Origin of the sequence: Myxococcus sp. AM009 (assembly GCF_013372605.1) — a bacterium.
Classification (GTDB): domain Bacteria; phylum Myxococcota; class Myxococcia; order Myxococcales; family Myxococcaceae; genus Myxococcus; species Myxococcus vastator.
Map to the genome: position 1 here is coordinate 1 of NZ_JABXEP010000175.1, position 16,095 is coordinate 16,095.

The window sequence follows — 16,095 nt, forward strand, 5'->3', positions numbered from 1 at the left end:
GTGGCGGCGGTGGCGGTGGTGTTCGTGGAGCTGATGCACCGGCTGAAGAAGCTGCTGGAGCAGCGCGTGCCGTGGCTGCCGGTGCGGATGGCGCTGGGCGGCGCGACGGTGGTGGTGCTGTGGAAGCTGGCTGGGACGGATGACTACCTGGGGCTGGGCGTGCCCGGCATCCTGCGCGCGTTCCAGGACCCGGCGCTGCCCGTGCCCGCGTTCGCGTGGAAGCTGGCCTTTACCGTGGTGACGCTGGCCGCGGGGTTCCTGGGCGGCGAGGTGACGCCGCTGTTCTTCATTGGCGCGGCGCTGGGCAACGTGCTGGCCCGGCTGCTGGGCCTGCCGCTGGATTTGGGCGCGGCGGTGGGCATGGCGGCCCTGTTCGCGGCGGCGGCGAACACGCCGCTGGCGCTGTCCATCATGGCCGTGGAGTTGCTGGGGGCGAATGTGCTGCCCCACGTGGCGATTGTCGCCACGGTGGCGTACCTGCTCACGGGGCACCGGGGCATCTATCCGTCACAGCGGATTGCGCGGATGAAGCACGGGGGGCCGCTGCTGGAGAAAATCGTGGCCCTGCGGGAGCTGGCCCGCGAGGACCGCGCCCCGCCCCCTGGACCCGAGGGACGGGGCGGGGGCTGAGGGCTATGGCTCCGGGAAGTGGTAGACGTGGCCGTCGTCGCCGACGATCCAGAAGTTGCTCGCGGAGGTCATGGCGATGTCGCGGAGCGGCATGTCTGGCTCGCCCGAGGCGAAGGCTGGAGCCTCGGCCCAACCGTGCGGAGTCAACCGCTGCAGCCGTCCTGAATTGCCCTCGTTGCCAATGAGGTAGGCATTCTTGGTCCCGGGTGGTGCGGCCACGCTGACGTAGTCGACCACGGCGCCCACCTCGGGGAGCACCCGTTCCCAGTCCCTCGACTGCCCACTGCCTTTCACCACCAACCCACCGTCACCCACCGCATAGATGAGCGTCGCGTCCGCGGCCCACACAGCCCGCAAGCCCCCGTTGTAGCCCGCGGTCCCCTGAAGGTTGTGCGCTGCCGCAGTGCCCCAGTTCGTGTCACGAATATAGAGATTTACCATCGGCGTCAGCGGCGACGACTCCCCTGTCGAGCCCACCGCATACAGCGCATTAGGGCCGAGCGCATGGAGACCCCAGTACCGACCGGGCGAGTCGTGGCGATGGGCCGCGCCTGTCCACTCATACAACTGACCCAAGGTGGAGACTGCGAATACCTGAGCTGGATTTCCTACCCCAACGACGCCCGAGAAGTAGTCACTGGTGTCAGGGAGGTCGACATGGATTGTGTAGCACGAACCACCACTGTGCTCACCTATCCAGCCGTCCTCGCCAACCACGACAAGATAACCAGTATTGGGGTTGACCCACGCCGAGTGCCAATCCAACGTGTTCCCTGCGGGCCCACACGGCGGCGCTGACGCATCCCCGTCGTGGCTGAAAAAATCTGAAGCCGCATCCCTCTTCACCGCCAGCTTGCCGTCCAATCCCGCCACCCACACCGGGTAACCACTCGGGTGCACGGCCACCGTCCTCCAGTGGCGCCCGGCCAGTGCTGGGTCTTCGACCTTTCTCAGCGAGCCGCAGGTCATCTGCTCGTCCACTTCTCCATCGCAGTCGTTGTCCAGGCCGTCGCAGACCTCCGTCCCTTGGGTGTTCGTGGCGCCGTCGGCGTCATCACAGTCCAGCGTGTTTTCCACCATCATCGGAGGCAGCGGTGCGCCAGGGCACAGCTCTCCCACGGAAGCGCTGTCCTTTTTCCCCTCTCCGTCGCTGTCCGCATCCGCATAGAGCAGCGCAGGCGTAGTGCCCACGCACTCCGTCCCCGTCCCCGCGGAGTTGCAGGCATACGTCCCGCCGCAGGCCTCCGTGCACGCCGTCCCCAGTGCACCTGGCCCCTCCGTGAACAGCTCGTCGGCGCGCCCGTCACAGTTTTCATCCACGCCGTTGCACGCCTCCACCACGTTGGGATGGATGTCGGCCCGCTCGTCGTCACAGTCGCCCGTCGCTTCAACATGGAGTTCACTCGGCGGGTCACAGGCCTGCGTGCCGGGCACATTGCGTCCGAAGCCATCGCGGTCCTGGTCCAGGTACCAGAGCCTGTCGACGACCCCCGTTTCCTGCTGACCGTCGCAGTTGTCATCCAGGCCGTTACAGAGTTCCGGCGCACGAGGGAAGGCCGTCGCTCGCAGGTCATCGCAGTCCGCCCCCCGGTTCATCGGCCCACCCGGTGAGACGAAGCCGTCACCGTCCTCGTCATCGGTGTGCAGGTCCTCGAGCAGCCACTCCTGTCGGCCCGCGGAGGCGAAGCTGAAGGTCTGCTTCCGCTCATCCACCAACTGCTCGGCCGCGCAGCCCTTCTCGAAAACCCTGACGGTGATTTCGACGTCCCGCGCCCAGTCCGCCTTCCGGAAGACGGCGACGTTCAACACCGGGTCATTGGTGTCGAACTGCCCGGGCGCCTTGAACTCCGCGAGCACCGGCTCACCGGTGCCGCCATGGGCCTCCACGGTGATGCAGCCCTGACTGAAGTTCCGGTGGTGGCCAATCTTGACGTGAACCGCGGCCTCCTTCGTGTCCGGCTCCTTCGAGTCCTTCTTGCAGGCCAGCAGCAACAACAGCGGCAGGAGGATGGCGGATTGACGCATAGGGTGCACTCTACCCCAACCCCAGGCATGACTTGCTCAGAAGCCGACTCACCCTGAGGTCCGCCCAAGTGAATGACCATGGACATATCACAGCCAGAATGGACCGAAGCACACCCACGTATGCCTTTGCCATCACGGCTGTGAGGTCAACCGCTCAGCAGGCACCGCCACCGCCCCACGCTGACGCAGCGCGGGCGACGCCACCGCGAACCCCTCCGGCAGCATCCGGAGGATGCGCTCGCGCCGCTGCTTGGAGCCCTCGAGCCGCCGCTCCAGCAAGGCCTTCTGCGCGCGCGTCTCCTTGTCCAGCGGCTCCGGGCGCGCCGCCAGCAACGCCAGCCGCTCCGTCACCGCCTCCACCTCCCGGTCGATGAGCACCGGCTGGATGTTCCGCGACTCCTTGCGCGCCCGCCCCACCGCGTTGTTCTCAATCCACACCGGCAGCACCGACACCTCCTCCAGCGCCACCGACACCCCCGGCATGGGCCGCACCAGCGACAGCCGCAGCAACATCGAGTCCCTCCGGTCGCCTCCCGAGTGCTTCGCCCCCGTCGCGTGCTGGTAGAAGCGGTCCTGGTTCGCCACCAGGTTGCCCAGCGAATACGCGATGAGCCCCTTGCGCCCATCCACCGTCTGGTACGGCTCCAGCGGCTGGAGCACGTGCGGATGGTGCCCGATGACCGCCCTCGCCCCCGCGTCCAGCAGCGCGCGCCCCAGCTCGCGGTCCTCGGGCCGGGGCGTCCCCGTGTACTCCGTCCCCCAGTGCACCAGCACGATGAGCGCGTCACACCGCGCCGCCGCGGCGCGCACGGCCTCCACGGCCTGTTCAGCCTGAACGCCCCGGTGCGCTTCGGGCCGCGAATAGGGCACCAGCGCGACATGTGGCGCCTGCGCATCCTTCGGGTTGCTGAAGCCATTGAGCATGCGCGTGAAGGACAGGAACCCCACCCTCACGCCGCGCACGTCCACGAAGGCGGGCTCCCAGGCGGCGTCCTTCGTCGCGCCCGTGCCCGCATGACGGATGCCCGCCGCCTCCAGGTGCCGCAGCGTCTCCAAGATGCCCGCGGGGTGCTGGTCCCTCGCGTGGTTGTTCGCGGTGGACACCACCTTCACCCCGGCCGAGGCCAGCGCATGCACCATGGCCGACGGCGCGTTGAACAAGAGCTCCTTCGCCACGGCCTTCTTGTTGTCGGTGACGGGCGTCTCCAGATTCACCACGCCCACGTCCGCGGTGCGCAGCACGTCCGCGATGGGCCCGAAGACATGGTCCCAGCCCTCATGGTTGAGCGAGGGCGCCCGGCCTCCTTCCGGTGGCGGCGCCCCGGTGCGCGCGTGCAGCCTGGCGACCTCCTTCACCTCGCCATGGGGAATCACATCCCCACCAAACACCAGCTCCACCCGCGTGGGGGCGGAGGCACACAGCAGGGGCAACAGCAGCAGGACGGAGGCGGACACGCCTCCACCCTAATCCAGACACCCGGCCTCCCCGGAAGGGGCCCCCCGGGTGCCGGCGGACCACGGCTACGGCTTGCCCTTGTCGCTGCTCGCGTCACCCTCTCGCGGGTAGCCGCGCTCCTCGCGGGAGCTGCCCTCGTCGCCCCAGCGGTGGGCCTCATTCGTCACCGCGCGGTCCTCCGCGTCCCGCCGCTCCGTCTCCGGGTCGCTCATCGACTCGCGGAGGCGCGAGTCCGGCTGCGGGGACTCGGATGCGTCACGTGACTTCGGCGTGCGCTGCTCGGCCATCGTCGTTCTCCTCTCCTGGCATGCGTCCCTTCCAACGATGTGCACGCCCTCGCGGTGGGGCCAGGGGGCCCTGGGGCCCGCACACCGGGTCGCGGGGACGGACGGTCCGGGTCCTTCCGTGAACAGTGCGAGCGGTACCTGCCTGCTTCCACGTTCCCCTCGGACGCATCCCGGGCTACGGGGCCTGATGGGAGTCTCCGCATGAACCGCGTGATGTCCGGCTTCTTCTGGATCAGCCTCTACCTGCTGGTCGTGCTGGTGCCCGTCTTCCTGATGCTCATCCCCCCGGCCCCGTCCGGGCGGTCCTTCTGGCTCGAGCTGTCCGTGGCGCTGGGCTTCGTGGGGCTGACGCAGATTGCCGTGCAGTTCGTGCTCATCGCGCGCTTCAAGCGCATCACCGCGCCCTACGGCATCGACATCATCCTCCAGTACCACCGGCAGATCGCCATGGTCGCCGTGTCCCTGGTGCTGGCGCATCCGCTCATCATCGTCATCGACAACCCGTCCCGCCTGAAGCTGCTCAACCCCCTGAGCGGGAACTGGGCCAGCCGCGCCGCGATGATGAGCGTGCTGATGCTCGTCATCCTGGTGGTGTCCTCGCAGTTCCGCGAGCGGCTCAAAATCAACTACGAGCGCTGGCGCCTCCTGCACCTGCTGCTGGGCGTGGCGGCCATCGTCTTCGCCCAGCTCCATGTCTCCATGGCGGGCCTGTACACCAACACGCCGTGGAAGCACGCCATCTGGGTGGTGACCAGCGCCGCCATGGTCGCGCTCGTCATCTACCTGCGCGTCCTGCGCCCCGCGTGGCAGCGCAACTACCGCTGGCGCGTCGCCGAGGTCCGCCCCGAGCGGGGCGGCACGCACTCCCTGGTGCTGGAGCCCGTGGGGGACCATGGCATGCGCTTCGACCCCGGCCAGTTCGCCTGGCTCAAGCTGGAGGGCTCGCCCTTCACGCTGGAAGAGCACCCCTTCAGCTTCTCCTCCAGCGCCGAGCGCTCGGACCGGCTGGAGTTCGGCATCAAGTCGCTGGGTGACTTCACCAGCCGCATCGGCGACGTCCCACCGGGCACGCGCGCGTACCTCGACGGCCCTCATGGCGCCTTCAGCATCGACCGCTATCCCGCCGTCGGCTACGTGTTCATCGCGGGCGGCGTGGGCATCACCCCCATCCTCTCCTTCCTACGCACCATGGCGGACCGGAAGGACCACCGGCCCATCACGCTCTTCTACGCCGACAACGACTGGGACAGCGTGGCCTTCCGCGAGGACCTGGCCGAGCTCGAGGAGAAGCTGGACCTGCATTGCGTCTACGTCCTCAAGGAGCCCGCCGAGGACTGGAAGGGCGAGCGCGGCTTCCTCACCGGCGAGGTGCTGGACCGGCACCTGCCGAAGGAGAAGCTCGCGCGCTTCTTCTTCATCTGCGGCCCGCCGCCCATGATGACGGCGGCGCACGAAGCCCTCCAGGAGCGCGGCGTCCCCGAGGCGCGCATCCACCTGGAGAAGTTCAACCTCGCCTAGGCCGGAGCCTCTGCCACCATGCGACACCTCGTGGCGAACATCGCCACCTACACCATCGCCGCGCTGCTCCTCCTGGGCTCCGCGCTGTTCGCCTGGATGCGCTCCGCGCAGCTCGTCCTCTCCGACGAGTACGCGACGCTGGCCCAGTACGAGCCCACCCCGGAGCACGCGTTCGAGTGGCGGGAGGTGGGCGAGCACGCCTACGCGAGCAACTGCCGGAACTGTCATGGCAGCGAAGGCCAGGGTTGGGACCAGTACCCCGGCCTCCAGGACACCGCTCGCCTCTTCGCCGCGCCGGGGGGACGCGAGTACCTGGTGGAGCTGAACCTCCACGGCCTGACGAGCCCTCGCTGGGGCGCGCCCATGCCCTCCATGGGCCACCTGCAGGACGTGGAGCTGGCGGCGGTGCTGAACCATGTGCTCACCCACTTCGGCAACGCGCCGCCCGCTGGAGCGCGGCTGTACGTGCCAGCGGACATCGCCGCGCTGCGTGGGCCGAAGCGCTCACCGTGGGAGGTGAATGCGCTCAGGCCCGGCGGGGCCGAAAAGGCCTCCGGCCGGACCGTCAACTAGCGGCGGAAGGACGCGAGCGCGACAACGCCCCACGGCGCCTGCGAGCCACCGCGCCCACCAGCAGCGCCACCCCCGCGGCGCCCAGCGCACCGGGCGCCGCGGTGCAGCCACCCCTGCTTCTGGACACGGCCGCGCGCCAGGTCACCGTTGCCGGGTGAGGGGTACCTCCTCCACCGCGCGCTACTTGGTCCCGAAGAGCCGGTCTCCCGCGTCGCCCAGGCCCGGAAGGATGTAGCCGTGCTCGTCCAGCCGCTCGTCGATGGCCGCGGTGTAGACGTGGACATCCGGGTGGTGCTCGCGCAGGTTCGTCAGGCCCTCCGGGCACGCCAGCAGACACACGAAGCGCAGCGAGCCGGGCTTGCTCTTCTTCAGCCGCTGGAGCGCGGCCACCGCCGAGTTGCCCGTGGCCAGCATCGGGTCACACACCACCACGTCCCGGTCCGCGAGCTGGCCGGGCACGCGGTAGTAGTACTCCACCGGCGACAGCGTCTCCGGGTCCCGGTACAGGCCGATGTGCCCCACGCGCGCGGAGGGCACCAGCTGCAGCATCCCGTCGAGGATGCCCTGCCCCGCGCGCATGATGGCCACCAGCACCAGCTTCTTGCCGTCCAGCACCGGCGCCACCGTGCGCGCCATGGGCGTCTGGATGTCCTCCTCGCGCACCTTGAGGTCTCTCAGCGCCTCATAGGCGAGCAGCAGCGAGGTCTCCTGGAGCAGCGCCCGAAAGGAGGCGGTGCTCGTCTCCACCCGGCGCATCTGCGTGAGCTTGTGCTTCACCAGCGGGTGGTCCACCACCGTGCAGTTTGGAAACTCCATTGCGTCCTCCGTCAGAACACCGTGCCGTCACTGTCCACGCGGATGGGGGGCCCGCCCCCGGGACGCCGCTCCGCCGCCACGCGCCGGCCCGCGGTCCACGTTCCGCCCTGGAGCACCTTCCCCAGCGGCAGCTCCTCCGCGCTCAACCCCAGCCGGCCGCGCACCAGCGCCGCCACCCGGTCCAGCAGCGCCACCGTCAGCGCGCGCCACTCCACGATGGGCTCGTCACCCGGGTGGAAGGACTGCGTGAAGAGGCGCGGCTCCCGGGGCGACAGCACGCCCAGGTCCACCAGCAGGCCGCCGTTGCGGTACTCGGGCAGGCCGGTGAGGCCATCCAGCTCCGTCACCACCACGCCCGCCTCGGACAGCGGCTCCACCAGGGAATACGTCAGCCACTGCGACAGCTTGTGGAAGGGCACCAGCGCCTCCAGGCTCTCCACCGGCCCCAGCGCGGGGTGCGGCCACACGTCGCCCAGGTTCACCGCGTCCACCATCACCCGGCCCGGCCAGATGGGGCCCAGCATCTCCAGCACCAACCCCAGCAGCTCCGCGGCGCGCACGCTGCGGTGCTGCGCGGTGATGATGTCCAGCAACGCGCCCGGCCGAGGCAGCACCTTCGCCAGCCCGTGCAGCAGGTGCAGCCGGCCGTCCAGCCCATCCACCGGGTTGGCGTCCGTCACCTGCATGCCCCGCGCGAGCGCCTCACGCGTGAGCCGGCCCAGCGCCTCCGCGTCCACGCGCAGCGGCCGGTCCGGGTCCGACGAGAAGCGCCCCTCCATGAACATGCGGAAACTGGCCACGGCCAGGCCCTCGGAGCGCGCCCACGTCTTCCCGCCGGCCTCCTGGTAGCGCCACTGCGGACCGCTACCCGCGTCCAACAGCACGCTCACCACCACCAGGTCCAGCTTCGCGCGCGCCCGCTCTTGAAGCGTGGCGTCCTTCAGCCGCGCCTCCAGCTCCGCCAGCCGCGCCACGCCACCCACGTCGAAGTGGCGCCAGCGGCTGTGCAGCGGCACGTCCAGCGTGGGGTAGTGCTCGCGCGTCACGTGCAGCACCGTGTCCACGACGATGGGCAGCCGAGACGGCTCGACACGGAAGTGCTCCAGCTTGCCCGCCAGCCCCAGGTCCAGCAGTTGGTGACAGCGCTCGCGGATGGCGGACGGCGTGCGCAGCCACGCCACGGCGGGAGAGAGGTCCGACCTCGCCAAGGCGGAATCAGACATCGAGGTCCCGCCCCTTCACCTGCGCCAGCTCCGCCGCGTCCGCCACCGGCCCTTGCGTGAAGTAGCCCGCCGCCTTCTTCGCCTCCATCTCCACCTTCGCATCGGCGGGGATGAGCGCGTCGGGGATGGGGACGCGCTCCAGGATTTCGATGCCCGAGCGCGTAATCGCGTCGTGCTTCATGTCGCTCATGGACACGAAGCGGTGGATGCGGGTGATGCCCAGCCAGTGCAGCACGTCCGGCATCAGCTCCTGGAAGCGCATGTCCTGCACGCCGGCCACGCACTCGGTGCGCTGGAAGTAGGTGGCCGCGGAGTCGCCGCCCTCCTGCCGCTTGCGCGCGTTGTACACGAGGAACTTCGTCACCTCGCCCAGCGCCCGGCCTTCCTTGCGCAGGTAGACGATGAGCCCCGCGCCGCCCGTCTGCGCGGCGCGCACGCACTCTTCGATGCCGTGCGCCAGGTAGGGCCGGCAGGTGCAGATGTCGCTGCCGAACACGTCGGAGCCATTGCACTCGTCATGCACGCGCACCGTCAGCGGCACGTCCCGGTCCGCCAGCGTCTCGATGCCGCCGAAGACGTACAGCGTCAGCCCGCCGATGGGCGGCAGGAAGACGTGCAGGTCCGGGCGCGTAATCAGCTCCGGGAACATGCCGCCTGTCTGCTCGAAGAGGCCGCGGCGCAGCGCGCTCTCCGTCATGCCGAAGCGCTTCGCGATGCCCGGCAGGTACCACACCGGGTCCACCGCGGCCTTGGTCACCTTGATGTCGCCGTTGTCGCGCAGCAGGTCTCCGTCCGGCTTCAGGCGCCCGGCCTCGATGGCGTCGCGCACCTCGGGGAAGTTGATGTGCGCCTTGGTGACGGCGATGGTCGGCCGGAAGTCGATGCCCTGCTCCGCGAAGGGCCGGAACGCCTGCGGCGCGATGGCCCCCCACGGGTCCAGCGAGACGATGCGCTGCGGGTCGCTCCACGATGGATGCGGGCCCACCTGCGCGGCGGGCGCGGTGTTCTTCAGGTCCGCGCGGTGGTCCTGCGGCAGCATGCCCGCGGCCACGGCGAGCGCTCGGTACACGGCATATGCGCCGGCGTGCGTGCCGATGACGTTGCGGTGCCCGGCCTCCGTCAGCGTGGCGACGACGGGGCCGCGGCGCGGCGGCTCGCCGTCTCCCCAGCGGATGGGGACGCTGGGGACGTCGCCATCCGGGTGGGAGGTGAGGCGGATGTGGTTGGGGTTCTTTTTCTCGGCCATGGGAGCGCCCTCCTTGCGGGCGCGGGAGCAGAGTCGGGGTGTGGGGGGCGGTGCTTCGCGGCGTGGGGCGCGCTTCAGCTCATCCACGAGCCGTCGGTCCGGGCCGACCACTTGCGGGTGACCTTCTTCACCTGCGTCCAGAAGTCGAGGCTGGACGGCCCGGTGATGTCCCCGTGCCCGAAGCGCGAATCCCCCGTGCCGCCGAAGGAGAACGGCTCACGCGGAACGGGGACGCCCACGTTGACGCCCACCATGCCGGCGCGCACGCCCTCCACCACCGTCTGCGCCACCCCACCGTTGGTGGTGAAGATGGACGCCGCGTTGCCGTAGGGCGACGCGTTCTCCACCGCCAGCGCCGCGGACAGCGTGGGCACCCGGACGATGGAGAGCACCGGACCGAACAGCTCGCGCCGCGCCGCCTCCATCTCCGGACGCACGCCGTCCAGCAGCGTGGGGCCCAGCCAGTTGCCACCGGCCCACGGCTCGCCCTGCGGCTTGCGGCCACGGCCGTCCAGCACCACCCGCGCGCCCTCGGCCTCCGCGCGGGCGAGGGCCGTCTCCAGGCGGTCCAATGAACCGCGGTCGATGAGCGCGCCCATGCCGGGCCCCAGCTCCAGCTTCGCCGCGCGGCGGAGGACCTCCTGGAGGATGGACTCCACGTCGCCCACCGCGAGCAGCACGCTGGCCGCCATGCAGCGCTGGCCCGCGCAGCCGGTGAACGAGTCCACCACCGCCTGCGGCGTCAGCTCCGGGTCCGCGTCCGGCACGACGATGAGGTGATTCTTGGCGCTGCCCAGCGCCAGCACGCGCTTGCCGCGCTTGCAGCCCTCCGTATACAGGTGGCGCGCCACCGCGGACGAGCCGACGAAGCCCACCGCCTGGACGTCTGGATGCGCCACCAGCGCGTCCACCGCCTCCCTGCCGCCGTGCACGACGGAGAAGACGCCCGCGGGGTAGCCCGCCTCACACATGAGCTCGCCCAGCGCGCACGCCGTCAGGGGCACCTTCTCCGAAGGCTTGAGGATGAAGGCGTTGCCCAGCGTGACGGCGATGGGGAACATCCACATCGGCACCATGGCCGGGAAGTTGAACGGTGTGATGCCGGCGACCACGCCCAGCGGCTCGCGGCGGTACTCACACGAGACGCCGCGGCTGACCTCCAGGTGCGCGCCCGTGTCGAGGTGCTGGAGGGACAGCGCGAAGTCGCAGACCTCCATGCCCTTGAGCAGGCCCGCGCGGGCCTCGGCCACCGTCTTCCCCGCCTCGCTGGCGGCGAGCTGGGCCAGGGCGTCCAAATCCCGCTCGAGGAGCTGGCGGAAGCGATACAGGAACTGCGTGCGCTCCCGCAGCGGGGTGTCCTTCCAGGACGCCGCCGCCGCCTTCGCGGCCTCCACCGCCTGGGAGACCCCCGAGGCGGGCGTGAGGGGAACCCTGCCAATGACGGTGCCCGTGTAGGGGCTCCGGACATCGAGCTGCGCCGCACCGGGCGGCACCTGCCAGCTTCCTCCAACGAGGTTACGGCACGAGACAACGCTCCGCGGAAGCTGGATGAAGGACACGCACACCCCCCAGGTGTCTGGCGTGAAGAAATGGCCTGCCATCGTAACCGGGGGAATGGGCTGTCATGCAACCCAGGGGTCCCCGAGGGTGCCTTCGGACACGCCCAATGGAAGACATCCAGGTGCTCACTCTGTCAGGTAGCGGACCCATCCCTCGGACGAGTGACAGGGATTGCGTTCAGCGGGAGTCAGACGCCGCCAGCAGGCCGCGCAGCCGGGTGATGGTGGCCGTGTCGTCCGCGTCCAGCGTGAGGCCCGCGGCCTGGACTTCTTCGTACAACGCGAGCGCGTAGTGGAAGCGGGAAGCCGCCGTGGCGGCGTCGCCCTGGGTGGCGAGCAACGTCCCGTCCTCGGCGACCAGGCGCGCGAGCACCTTCACGCGCGGAGGGGCGCCCAGCAGCCGCGCGGTGGACGCCGGGTCCGCCATCAACAGCGCGGCGTACTCCATGCCCAACGTGGACAGCGCCGTCTCCTGGATGAGGCGCTGGGCGTCCGCGAGCTTCTTCTCCCGGCCCGCCTTGATGATGCGGGCCAGCGCGGCGGCGAACTCCTCGATGAGCCGCTCGATGTAATCTTTGCGAAGGGACATGGCGGCGTGAAGGTAACCGCGGAGCAGGGGTAGTGCACGCCCGGGCCTTCCATCGATTACGATTCCATGACCGTGCGACCCTCCCATGCGCTCTGGCTCCTGCTGGCCGTGGCCCTGTTGGGCTGTTCGACCGTTGCACATGATGAGCGCCGAAGGGGACCGAGCGAAGACCAGGAGGTGTGTCGCCCCTCCGCCGATGCGCCATGTGTCGCAGTCCAGTGCACCCTTGACGTATGCGGGCTCTACCTCTGCGAAGACGTTGCTCCTGAAGTCCAGCCGGTGCGCTTCCCTCCCGCACGCCCTCCAGTCGCCGCCGCGCCAGGAAGCGGGCCCCGCCGGAACTGGGGACGCGACACGAAAAACTCGAACGGCGCGGCCCCCGTTATGGTCTTCCCGAACTGGAATGGGGTTCGTGAGCGCGCAGTTCCGCCCTCACACCAGCTCCCAGCAGGCCGCTTCGAGAAGCACCACATCTTCCCGCAGGCCGAACTGCTCGCGAGGTGGTTCGAGCGGCAGGGCGTCAAGATTCACAACTATACCCTCCCGATTCCCCGCGACCTCCACCGGAGGATTCACGGCGGCGATGGGCGGGGTGGCGCCTGGAATCAGGCGTGGCGCGATTTCATGCTGGCCAATCCCAGAGCCACGCCCGAGGAAATCTATCGACACGCAGGGGCCCTCATCTATCGCTTCCAACTTCTGGGCGGCCCCCTTCAACCGTACTACTCCCGTCCTGGAACATGAGGACTTCGACTCCCCAATGACACGGTTCTTCTGGCTGGGTGAGGCCGCGACGGCCACAACGAAACAGGGAGGCTCCATTGATGCATGGCACAAATGGAGCCTCCCTGGAGTGCACTGCCCTACCTGCGGCGCCACCTGGAGTGACGTGGGGCACGAGTACCCCTGCGTCGACCTGTCACATCTCCCAGAGCGAGCACTGTTCGAGCGGCCCCGCCCCGAGCCCTTCTCCGAATTCGCACGCCTCCGGGAGCTGGTGCGCTCCCTGGTGCCTCCACATGCAACGCTCCCTCCTGGGACAGGCTTCGGCCCATTGACGGGCAAGGCCACGGGACGTTTCGGCCCCGTCGCCTGGGTCGAGCAACTGCTGCTGTTGGTCCACCCCGACGTGCTGTCGCGCCTTCAGGCAGATGGAGTGGAAGGACTGGTGGGTTGCCGGACGGAGCTGACGTTCCGCCAGAAGACTCCGCCCACGTTCCTGGAGCTCCAGATAGAACCGCGTGGCCGCCTGCATCCCGACTGCATTCCCCCCGAGGTACCACCTCCGTGCGGGACGTGTGGTCGGCATGGCTTCACGCGCCCGGAAGCGCCCATCCTGGATGCCGCCGCGCTCCCCTCGGGAGTTGACCTGTTCCGCGTCGGCGACTTCGCAACCATGGTCATTGGCACCGAGCGATTCCTGGAGGCTGTGCGGCGGCAGAAGCTCGACGGTATCACCTTCCATGAATTGCCAGCCCAAAGGTAACCGCGAAGCAGGTGCGTGCACGCAGGCTGAAGATGAAGTCACCCCGCGAGCTCCGTACTCCCAACTCTCACTCCCTAGCCGCCCGACTTGAAGGGGCAACTCCACAAGAACCTAGTCCCGACCCTCCAGCGACTCGACAATACCGCTAAGCTGTAGCCCCAGTACTACCTTGAAAGGAAGCCCCAGGAGTACTGGTCCAAAACACCTGAGCACCGCGAAGAGGCTAAGGCACGGCTTTTCGAGCTCTTCGAAGAAGAGCAGTGGCCAATAATCCGTGCATTATGCCCAATCCTTCGTGAGCACGCCTCGTAGTCCGCCGGCTCCGCTGCGCCACCGAGCTGGTAAGGTGTCCCGCGCAGCACGGATTCATGAGAAACTTCTCTGATGGCGAGATCGTCCTCGTCATCTGAGCCGTCCCCTCATGCGAATCAAATGAAACCGAATGCTTCGCGGAAGACAGCCTGCTCGCGAATGATTTCGGCGAACTTCTCCATGAGGGGGCAGAGCCACTCCTCTCGCATGTTGGCGAGGGCCCTCTCTGCCAACGTGAGTGAGACAGTTCGTACCCGGTAGTTTAGTGTGCAGGGCGACCCAGGCAGGAACGATGAAGCCAATGGTGGAAGAGGCTCGTGTCATGGAGGCCGAGGTGGTGAAGAAGGCTAAGCGCAGAGGCTTCACTGCAGGCATGGCGGCGAAAAATCTGAGGCTGCCCCGCTCGGCGAGGCTGCGCTCGCGGTGGAGACACGGGCGGGTCACCAATACGTGAGCATCGTGAGCGTTCAGTCGGTGGCAATGACTATCGAGGACTTCCCCATCGCACTGGCACCCAACTTGGTCACCATGGCTGCCCGAGGTATGCGGAGTAGCAGCACCAAGGACCACCACTTCGCGACGAACAAGAACAGTGTCTCCACCGTGCGCGGCGGGCCCTGGACGCCCCGGTTCAAGAGAATCTTCAAGAAGGCCGGGATGGGGAACTCGCCAAGGAAGCCGCCGCCCCGGGCTCCGGCTTGAACAAGCTCCTCACTCGAGCCAGGTGATACCGAGGCGCCATGATAGCAAAGAGGTATTTCCAGCTCGCCGACAACGTCTCCCTTCCTGGCCGTTGGGAGCTGGGCCACCCCCAAGATGCGCAAGGTCACGAAGTAGACGACCCTTGGATGTTCCGAGAGGGCCATCCGGTGGCGGTGAGCCAGCGCTTCACGGTTCCCATCGAGGAGCCAGGCAAGGCCCTCGATTTTTCTCTCGCGGGTTTCAGCACTCCCGTGGTCAGCGCCAGCGTGGCCAACATCTTCATGGAGCTGGCCCCCGAGGACGTGCAGCTCCTCCCCGTGGACATCCGAGGCCACCTGGACTCGTACTTCATCCTGGTGGCCACGAGGCTCATCCGCTGCATTGACGACGCGGCATCGGAAGAGGTGCTCCACTGGCACCCGGAGGATGGGCGGCCCGAGAAGGTGGGACAGTACCGGGATGTCTACGGCATGCGCGTTGACCCCGCCCAGGTGTTCCGCACCTGGGGCTGGTCCATCGCCCTCATCGTCTCCAAGGACATCCAGCAGGCCTTGGAGCGTGCGAAGGCCACCGGCGTGAAGTTCACGCAGGTGTAGTCCGCGCAAACGACCCTCCTGTTCTCTGAAGCATCCTGAGGGGCGCAGCGGGCAGGCCCCACCCGTCGGCGGCGGCCGACACCGGCCTGGTGCATAGGCAACCATCCAAGCGGCCTGGAACATGGGCCTCACGGTTATTCGCGGCTAGAGTCGCGGGCCGGGTGCATCGGCCATGAGCATGAGAGACAGCGGCAGAGGACGCGCGGGCACGGGCAAGCGCGAGGACGACGCCTTCGGCACCGGCCCTGGGTCGCGGCGCGAGGACGCGCCCCCCGTGCCTCAGGTGGGGCGCTACTTCCTCCTCAAGCGCCTGGGCCAGGGTGGCATGGGCGTGGTGTACGCGGCCTATGACCCGGACCTGGACCGCAAGGTGGCGCTCAAGCTGCTGCACGCGGACAGCAGCACGGACTCGGAGGAGGCCCGGGCGCGGCTGCTGCGCGAGGCGCAGGCCATGGCGCGCGTGTCGCATCCCAACGTCATCCCCATCTTCGACGTGGACGTGTGGGGTGACCGCGTCTTCCTGGCCATGGAGCTGGTGGACGGCGGCACCCTGGCCTCGTGGGTGAAGGAGGGGCAGCGCTCCTGGCGCGAGGTGCTGGAGGCCTTCCTCTCCGCGGGCCGGGGCCTCCAGGCCGCGCACGAGGCCGGGCTGGTGCACCGCGACTTCAAGCCCGCCAACGTGCTGGTGAGCCGCGCGGGCCGCGTCTTCGTCACCGACTTCGGCCTGGCGCGGCCGGTGGGCACGCTCCCCGTGGAGGAGCACCTCTCCGAGGACTCGGAGTCCCGCGTGCCCTCCGAGCGGCGCATGCTGGACACCCCCCTCACGGAGGCGGGCCTCATCATCGGCACGCCCAGCTATATGTCCCCGGAGCAGTTCCGCGGGGATGACCTGGACCCGCGCTCGGACCAGTTCAGCTTCTGCGTCGCGCTGTACTGGGCGCTCTACCGTCAGCGGCCCTTCGAGCCCGCGAAGATGGAGGCGTATGCCTCCTCGCGCAGGCCCCAGGCGCAGCCCGAGGCCGAGGCCACCGAGCCGCTGCACGCGACGGCGCCCCTGGAGCGCACGCCCCCCAAGCC

15 protein-coding genes and 1 pseudogene are annotated in these 16,095 nt (G+C 68.8%); 8 read left to right on the forward strand and 8 right to left on the reverse strand.

Translation table 11 applies throughout. From position 1 onward, the window contains the following. Positions 1-630 (forward strand): chloride channel protein (locus tag HV824_RS30390; RefSeq protein ID WP_176424832.1); only part of this gene is annotated, 630 nt, incomplete at its 5' end. Between the two features lie 3 nt (positions 631-633). Here the strand turns inward: HV824_RS30390 and HV824_RS30395 are convergent. The 3 genes from HV824_RS30395 to HV824_RS30405 all read right to left on the reverse strand — a co-directional run bounded on the left by HV824_RS30395 (position 634) and on the right by HV824_RS30405 (position 4,398). After that, positions 634-2,655: a putative metal-binding motif-containing protein gene (locus HV824_RS30395; RefSeq protein ID WP_217917880.1), complete on the reverse strand. Its 2,022-nt coding sequence runs from the start codon at positions 2,653-2,655 to the stop codon at positions 634-636. A 132-nt stretch (positions 2,656-2,787) separates the two neighbouring features. After that, a complete protein-coding gene (locus HV824_RS30400) occupies positions 2,788-4,110 on the reverse strand; it encodes a CapA family protein (RefSeq protein ID WP_176424834.1) in 1,323 nt (440 codons plus the stop codon). Positions 4,111-4,176: 66 nt separating this feature from the next. After that, on the reverse strand, positions 4,177-4,398 hold the full coding sequence (locus tag HV824_RS30405; RefSeq protein ID WP_176424835.1) for a hypothetical protein: 222 nt from the start codon (positions 4,396-4,398) through the stop codon (positions 4,177-4,179). A gap of 201 nt (positions 4,399-4,599) precedes the next feature. On the opposite strand from HV824_RS30405, the gene HV824_RS30410 reads away from it, so the two are divergent. Both HV824_RS30410 and HV824_RS30415 read left to right on the forward strand, forming a co-directional pair. Continuing rightward, positions 4,600-5,916 carry a ferric reductase-like transmembrane domain-containing protein gene (locus HV824_RS30410; RefSeq protein WP_176417645.1) on the forward strand — a complete coding sequence of 439 codons (1,317 nt, stop codon included), beginning with the start codon at positions 4,600-4,602 and terminating at the stop codon, positions 5,914-5,916. A gap of 18 nt (positions 5,917-5,934) precedes the next feature. After that, a complete protein-coding gene (locus HV824_RS30415; RefSeq protein WP_176424836.1) occupies positions 5,935-6,489 on the forward strand; it encodes a cytochrome c in 555 nt (184 codons plus the stop codon). 180 nt (positions 6,490-6,669) lie between these two features. Here the strand turns inward: HV824_RS30415 and upp are convergent, their stop codons facing one another. From upp to HV824_RS30440, 5 genes are all read right to left on the reverse strand, one after another. Further along, positions 6,670-7,305, reverse strand: coding sequence for a uracil phosphoribosyltransferase (gene upp, locus HV824_RS30420; protein WP_163782910.1), 636 nt, complete (start codon positions 7,303-7,305; stop codon positions 6,670-6,672). An 11-nt stretch (positions 7,306-7,316) separates the two neighbouring features. Then, positions 7,317-8,528, reverse strand: coding sequence for a URC4/urg3 family protein (locus HV824_RS30425; RefSeq protein ID WP_176417647.1), 1,212 nt, complete (start codon positions 8,526-8,528; stop codon positions 7,317-7,319). Beyond that, a complete protein-coding gene (locus HV824_RS30430; protein ID WP_176424837.1) occupies positions 8,521-9,774 on the reverse strand; it encodes a GTP cyclohydrolase II in 1,254 nt (417 codons plus the stop codon). The genes HV824_RS30425 and HV824_RS30430 overlap by 8 nt, the downstream gene beginning before the upstream one ends. A gap of 74 nt (positions 9,775-9,848) precedes the next feature. Further along, entirely contained in the window at positions 9,849-11,375 is a 1,527-nt protein-coding gene (locus HV824_RS30435; RefSeq protein WP_176417649.1) for a CoA-acylating methylmalonate-semialdehyde dehydrogenase, read from the reverse strand. A gap of 136 nt (positions 11,376-11,511) precedes the next feature. After that, positions 11,512-11,922: a hypothetical protein gene (locus HV824_RS30440; protein WP_176417650.1), complete on the reverse strand. Its 411-nt coding sequence runs from the start codon at positions 11,920-11,922 to the stop codon at positions 11,512-11,514. 72 nt (positions 11,923-11,994) lie between these two features. On the opposite strand from HV824_RS30440, the gene HV824_RS30445 reads away from it, so the two are divergent. The 5 genes and pseudogenes from HV824_RS30445 to HV824_RS30460 form a co-directional block, all read left to right on the forward strand. Then, positions 11,995-12,666 (forward strand): TIGR02269 family lipoprotein, encoded by a 672-nt coding sequence (locus tag HV824_RS30445; protein ID WP_368670923.1) that lies wholly within the window; start codon positions 11,995-11,997, stop codon positions 12,664-12,666. Between the two features lie 16 nt (positions 12,667-12,682). Continuing rightward, complete coding sequence (locus HV824_RS30450; protein WP_176417652.1) at positions 12,683-13,408, forward strand: double-CXXCG motif protein; 726 nt, start codon at positions 12,683-12,685, stop codon at positions 13,406-13,408. A 670-nt stretch (positions 13,409-14,078) separates the two neighbouring features. After that, positions 14,079-14,380, forward strand: a pseudogene (locus HV824_RS37695) (hypothetical protein); the annotation flags it as partial. Positions 14,381-14,460: 80 nt separating this feature from the next. Further along, positions 14,461-15,018 (forward strand): DUF1629 domain-containing protein, encoded by a 558-nt coding sequence (locus tag HV824_RS30455; protein ID WP_176424838.1) that lies wholly within the window; start codon positions 14,461-14,463, stop codon positions 15,016-15,018. Positions 15,019-15,190: 172 nt separating this feature from the next. Next, the coding region (locus HV824_RS30460) for a serine/threonine-protein kinase (RefSeq protein ID WP_176424839.1) at positions 15,191-16,095 on the forward strand (905 nt) is incomplete at its 3' end.

Coding starts and splice junctions, on each gene's coding strand:
- HV824_RS30395 (WP_217917880.1), bottom strand. CDS start 2,655: ATGCGTCAATCCGCCATCCTCCTGCCGCTGTTGTTGCTGCTGGCCTGC.
- HV824_RS30405 (WP_176424835.1), bottom strand. CDS start 4,398: ATGGCCGAGCAGCGCACGCCGAAGTCACGTGACGCATCCGAGTCCCCG.
- HV824_RS30410 (WP_176417645.1), top strand. CDS start 4,600: ATGAACCGCGTGATGTCCGGCTTCTTCTGGATCAGCCTCTACCTGCTG.
- HV824_RS30415 (WP_176424836.1), top strand. CDS start 5,935: ATGCGACACCTCGTGGCGAACATCGCCACCTACACCATCGCCGCGCTG.
- upp (WP_163782910.1), bottom strand. CDS start 7,305: ATGGAGTTTCCAAACTGCACGGTGGTGGACCACCCGCTGGTGAAGCAC.
- HV824_RS30425 (WP_176417647.1), bottom strand. CDS start 8,528: ATGTCTGATTCCGCCTTGGCGAGGTCGGACCTCTCTCCCGCCGTGGCG.
- HV824_RS30430 (WP_176424837.1), bottom strand. CDS start 9,774: ATGGCCGAGAAAAAGAACCCCAACCACATCCGCCTCACCTCCCACCCG.
- HV824_RS30435 (WP_176417649.1), bottom strand. CDS start 11,375: ATGGCAGGCCATTTCTTCACGCCAGACACCTGGGGGGTGTGCGTGTCC.
- HV824_RS30440 (WP_176417650.1), bottom strand. CDS start 11,922: ATGTCCCTTCGCAAAGATTACATCGAGCGGCTCATCGAGGAGTTCGCC.
- HV824_RS30450 (WP_176417652.1), top strand. CDS start 12,683: ATGACACGGTTCTTCTGGCTGGGTGAGGCCGCGACGGCCACAACGAAA.
- HV824_RS30455 (WP_176424838.1), top strand. CDS start 14,461: ATGATAGCAAAGAGGTATTTCCAGCTCGCCGACAACGTCTCCCTTCCT.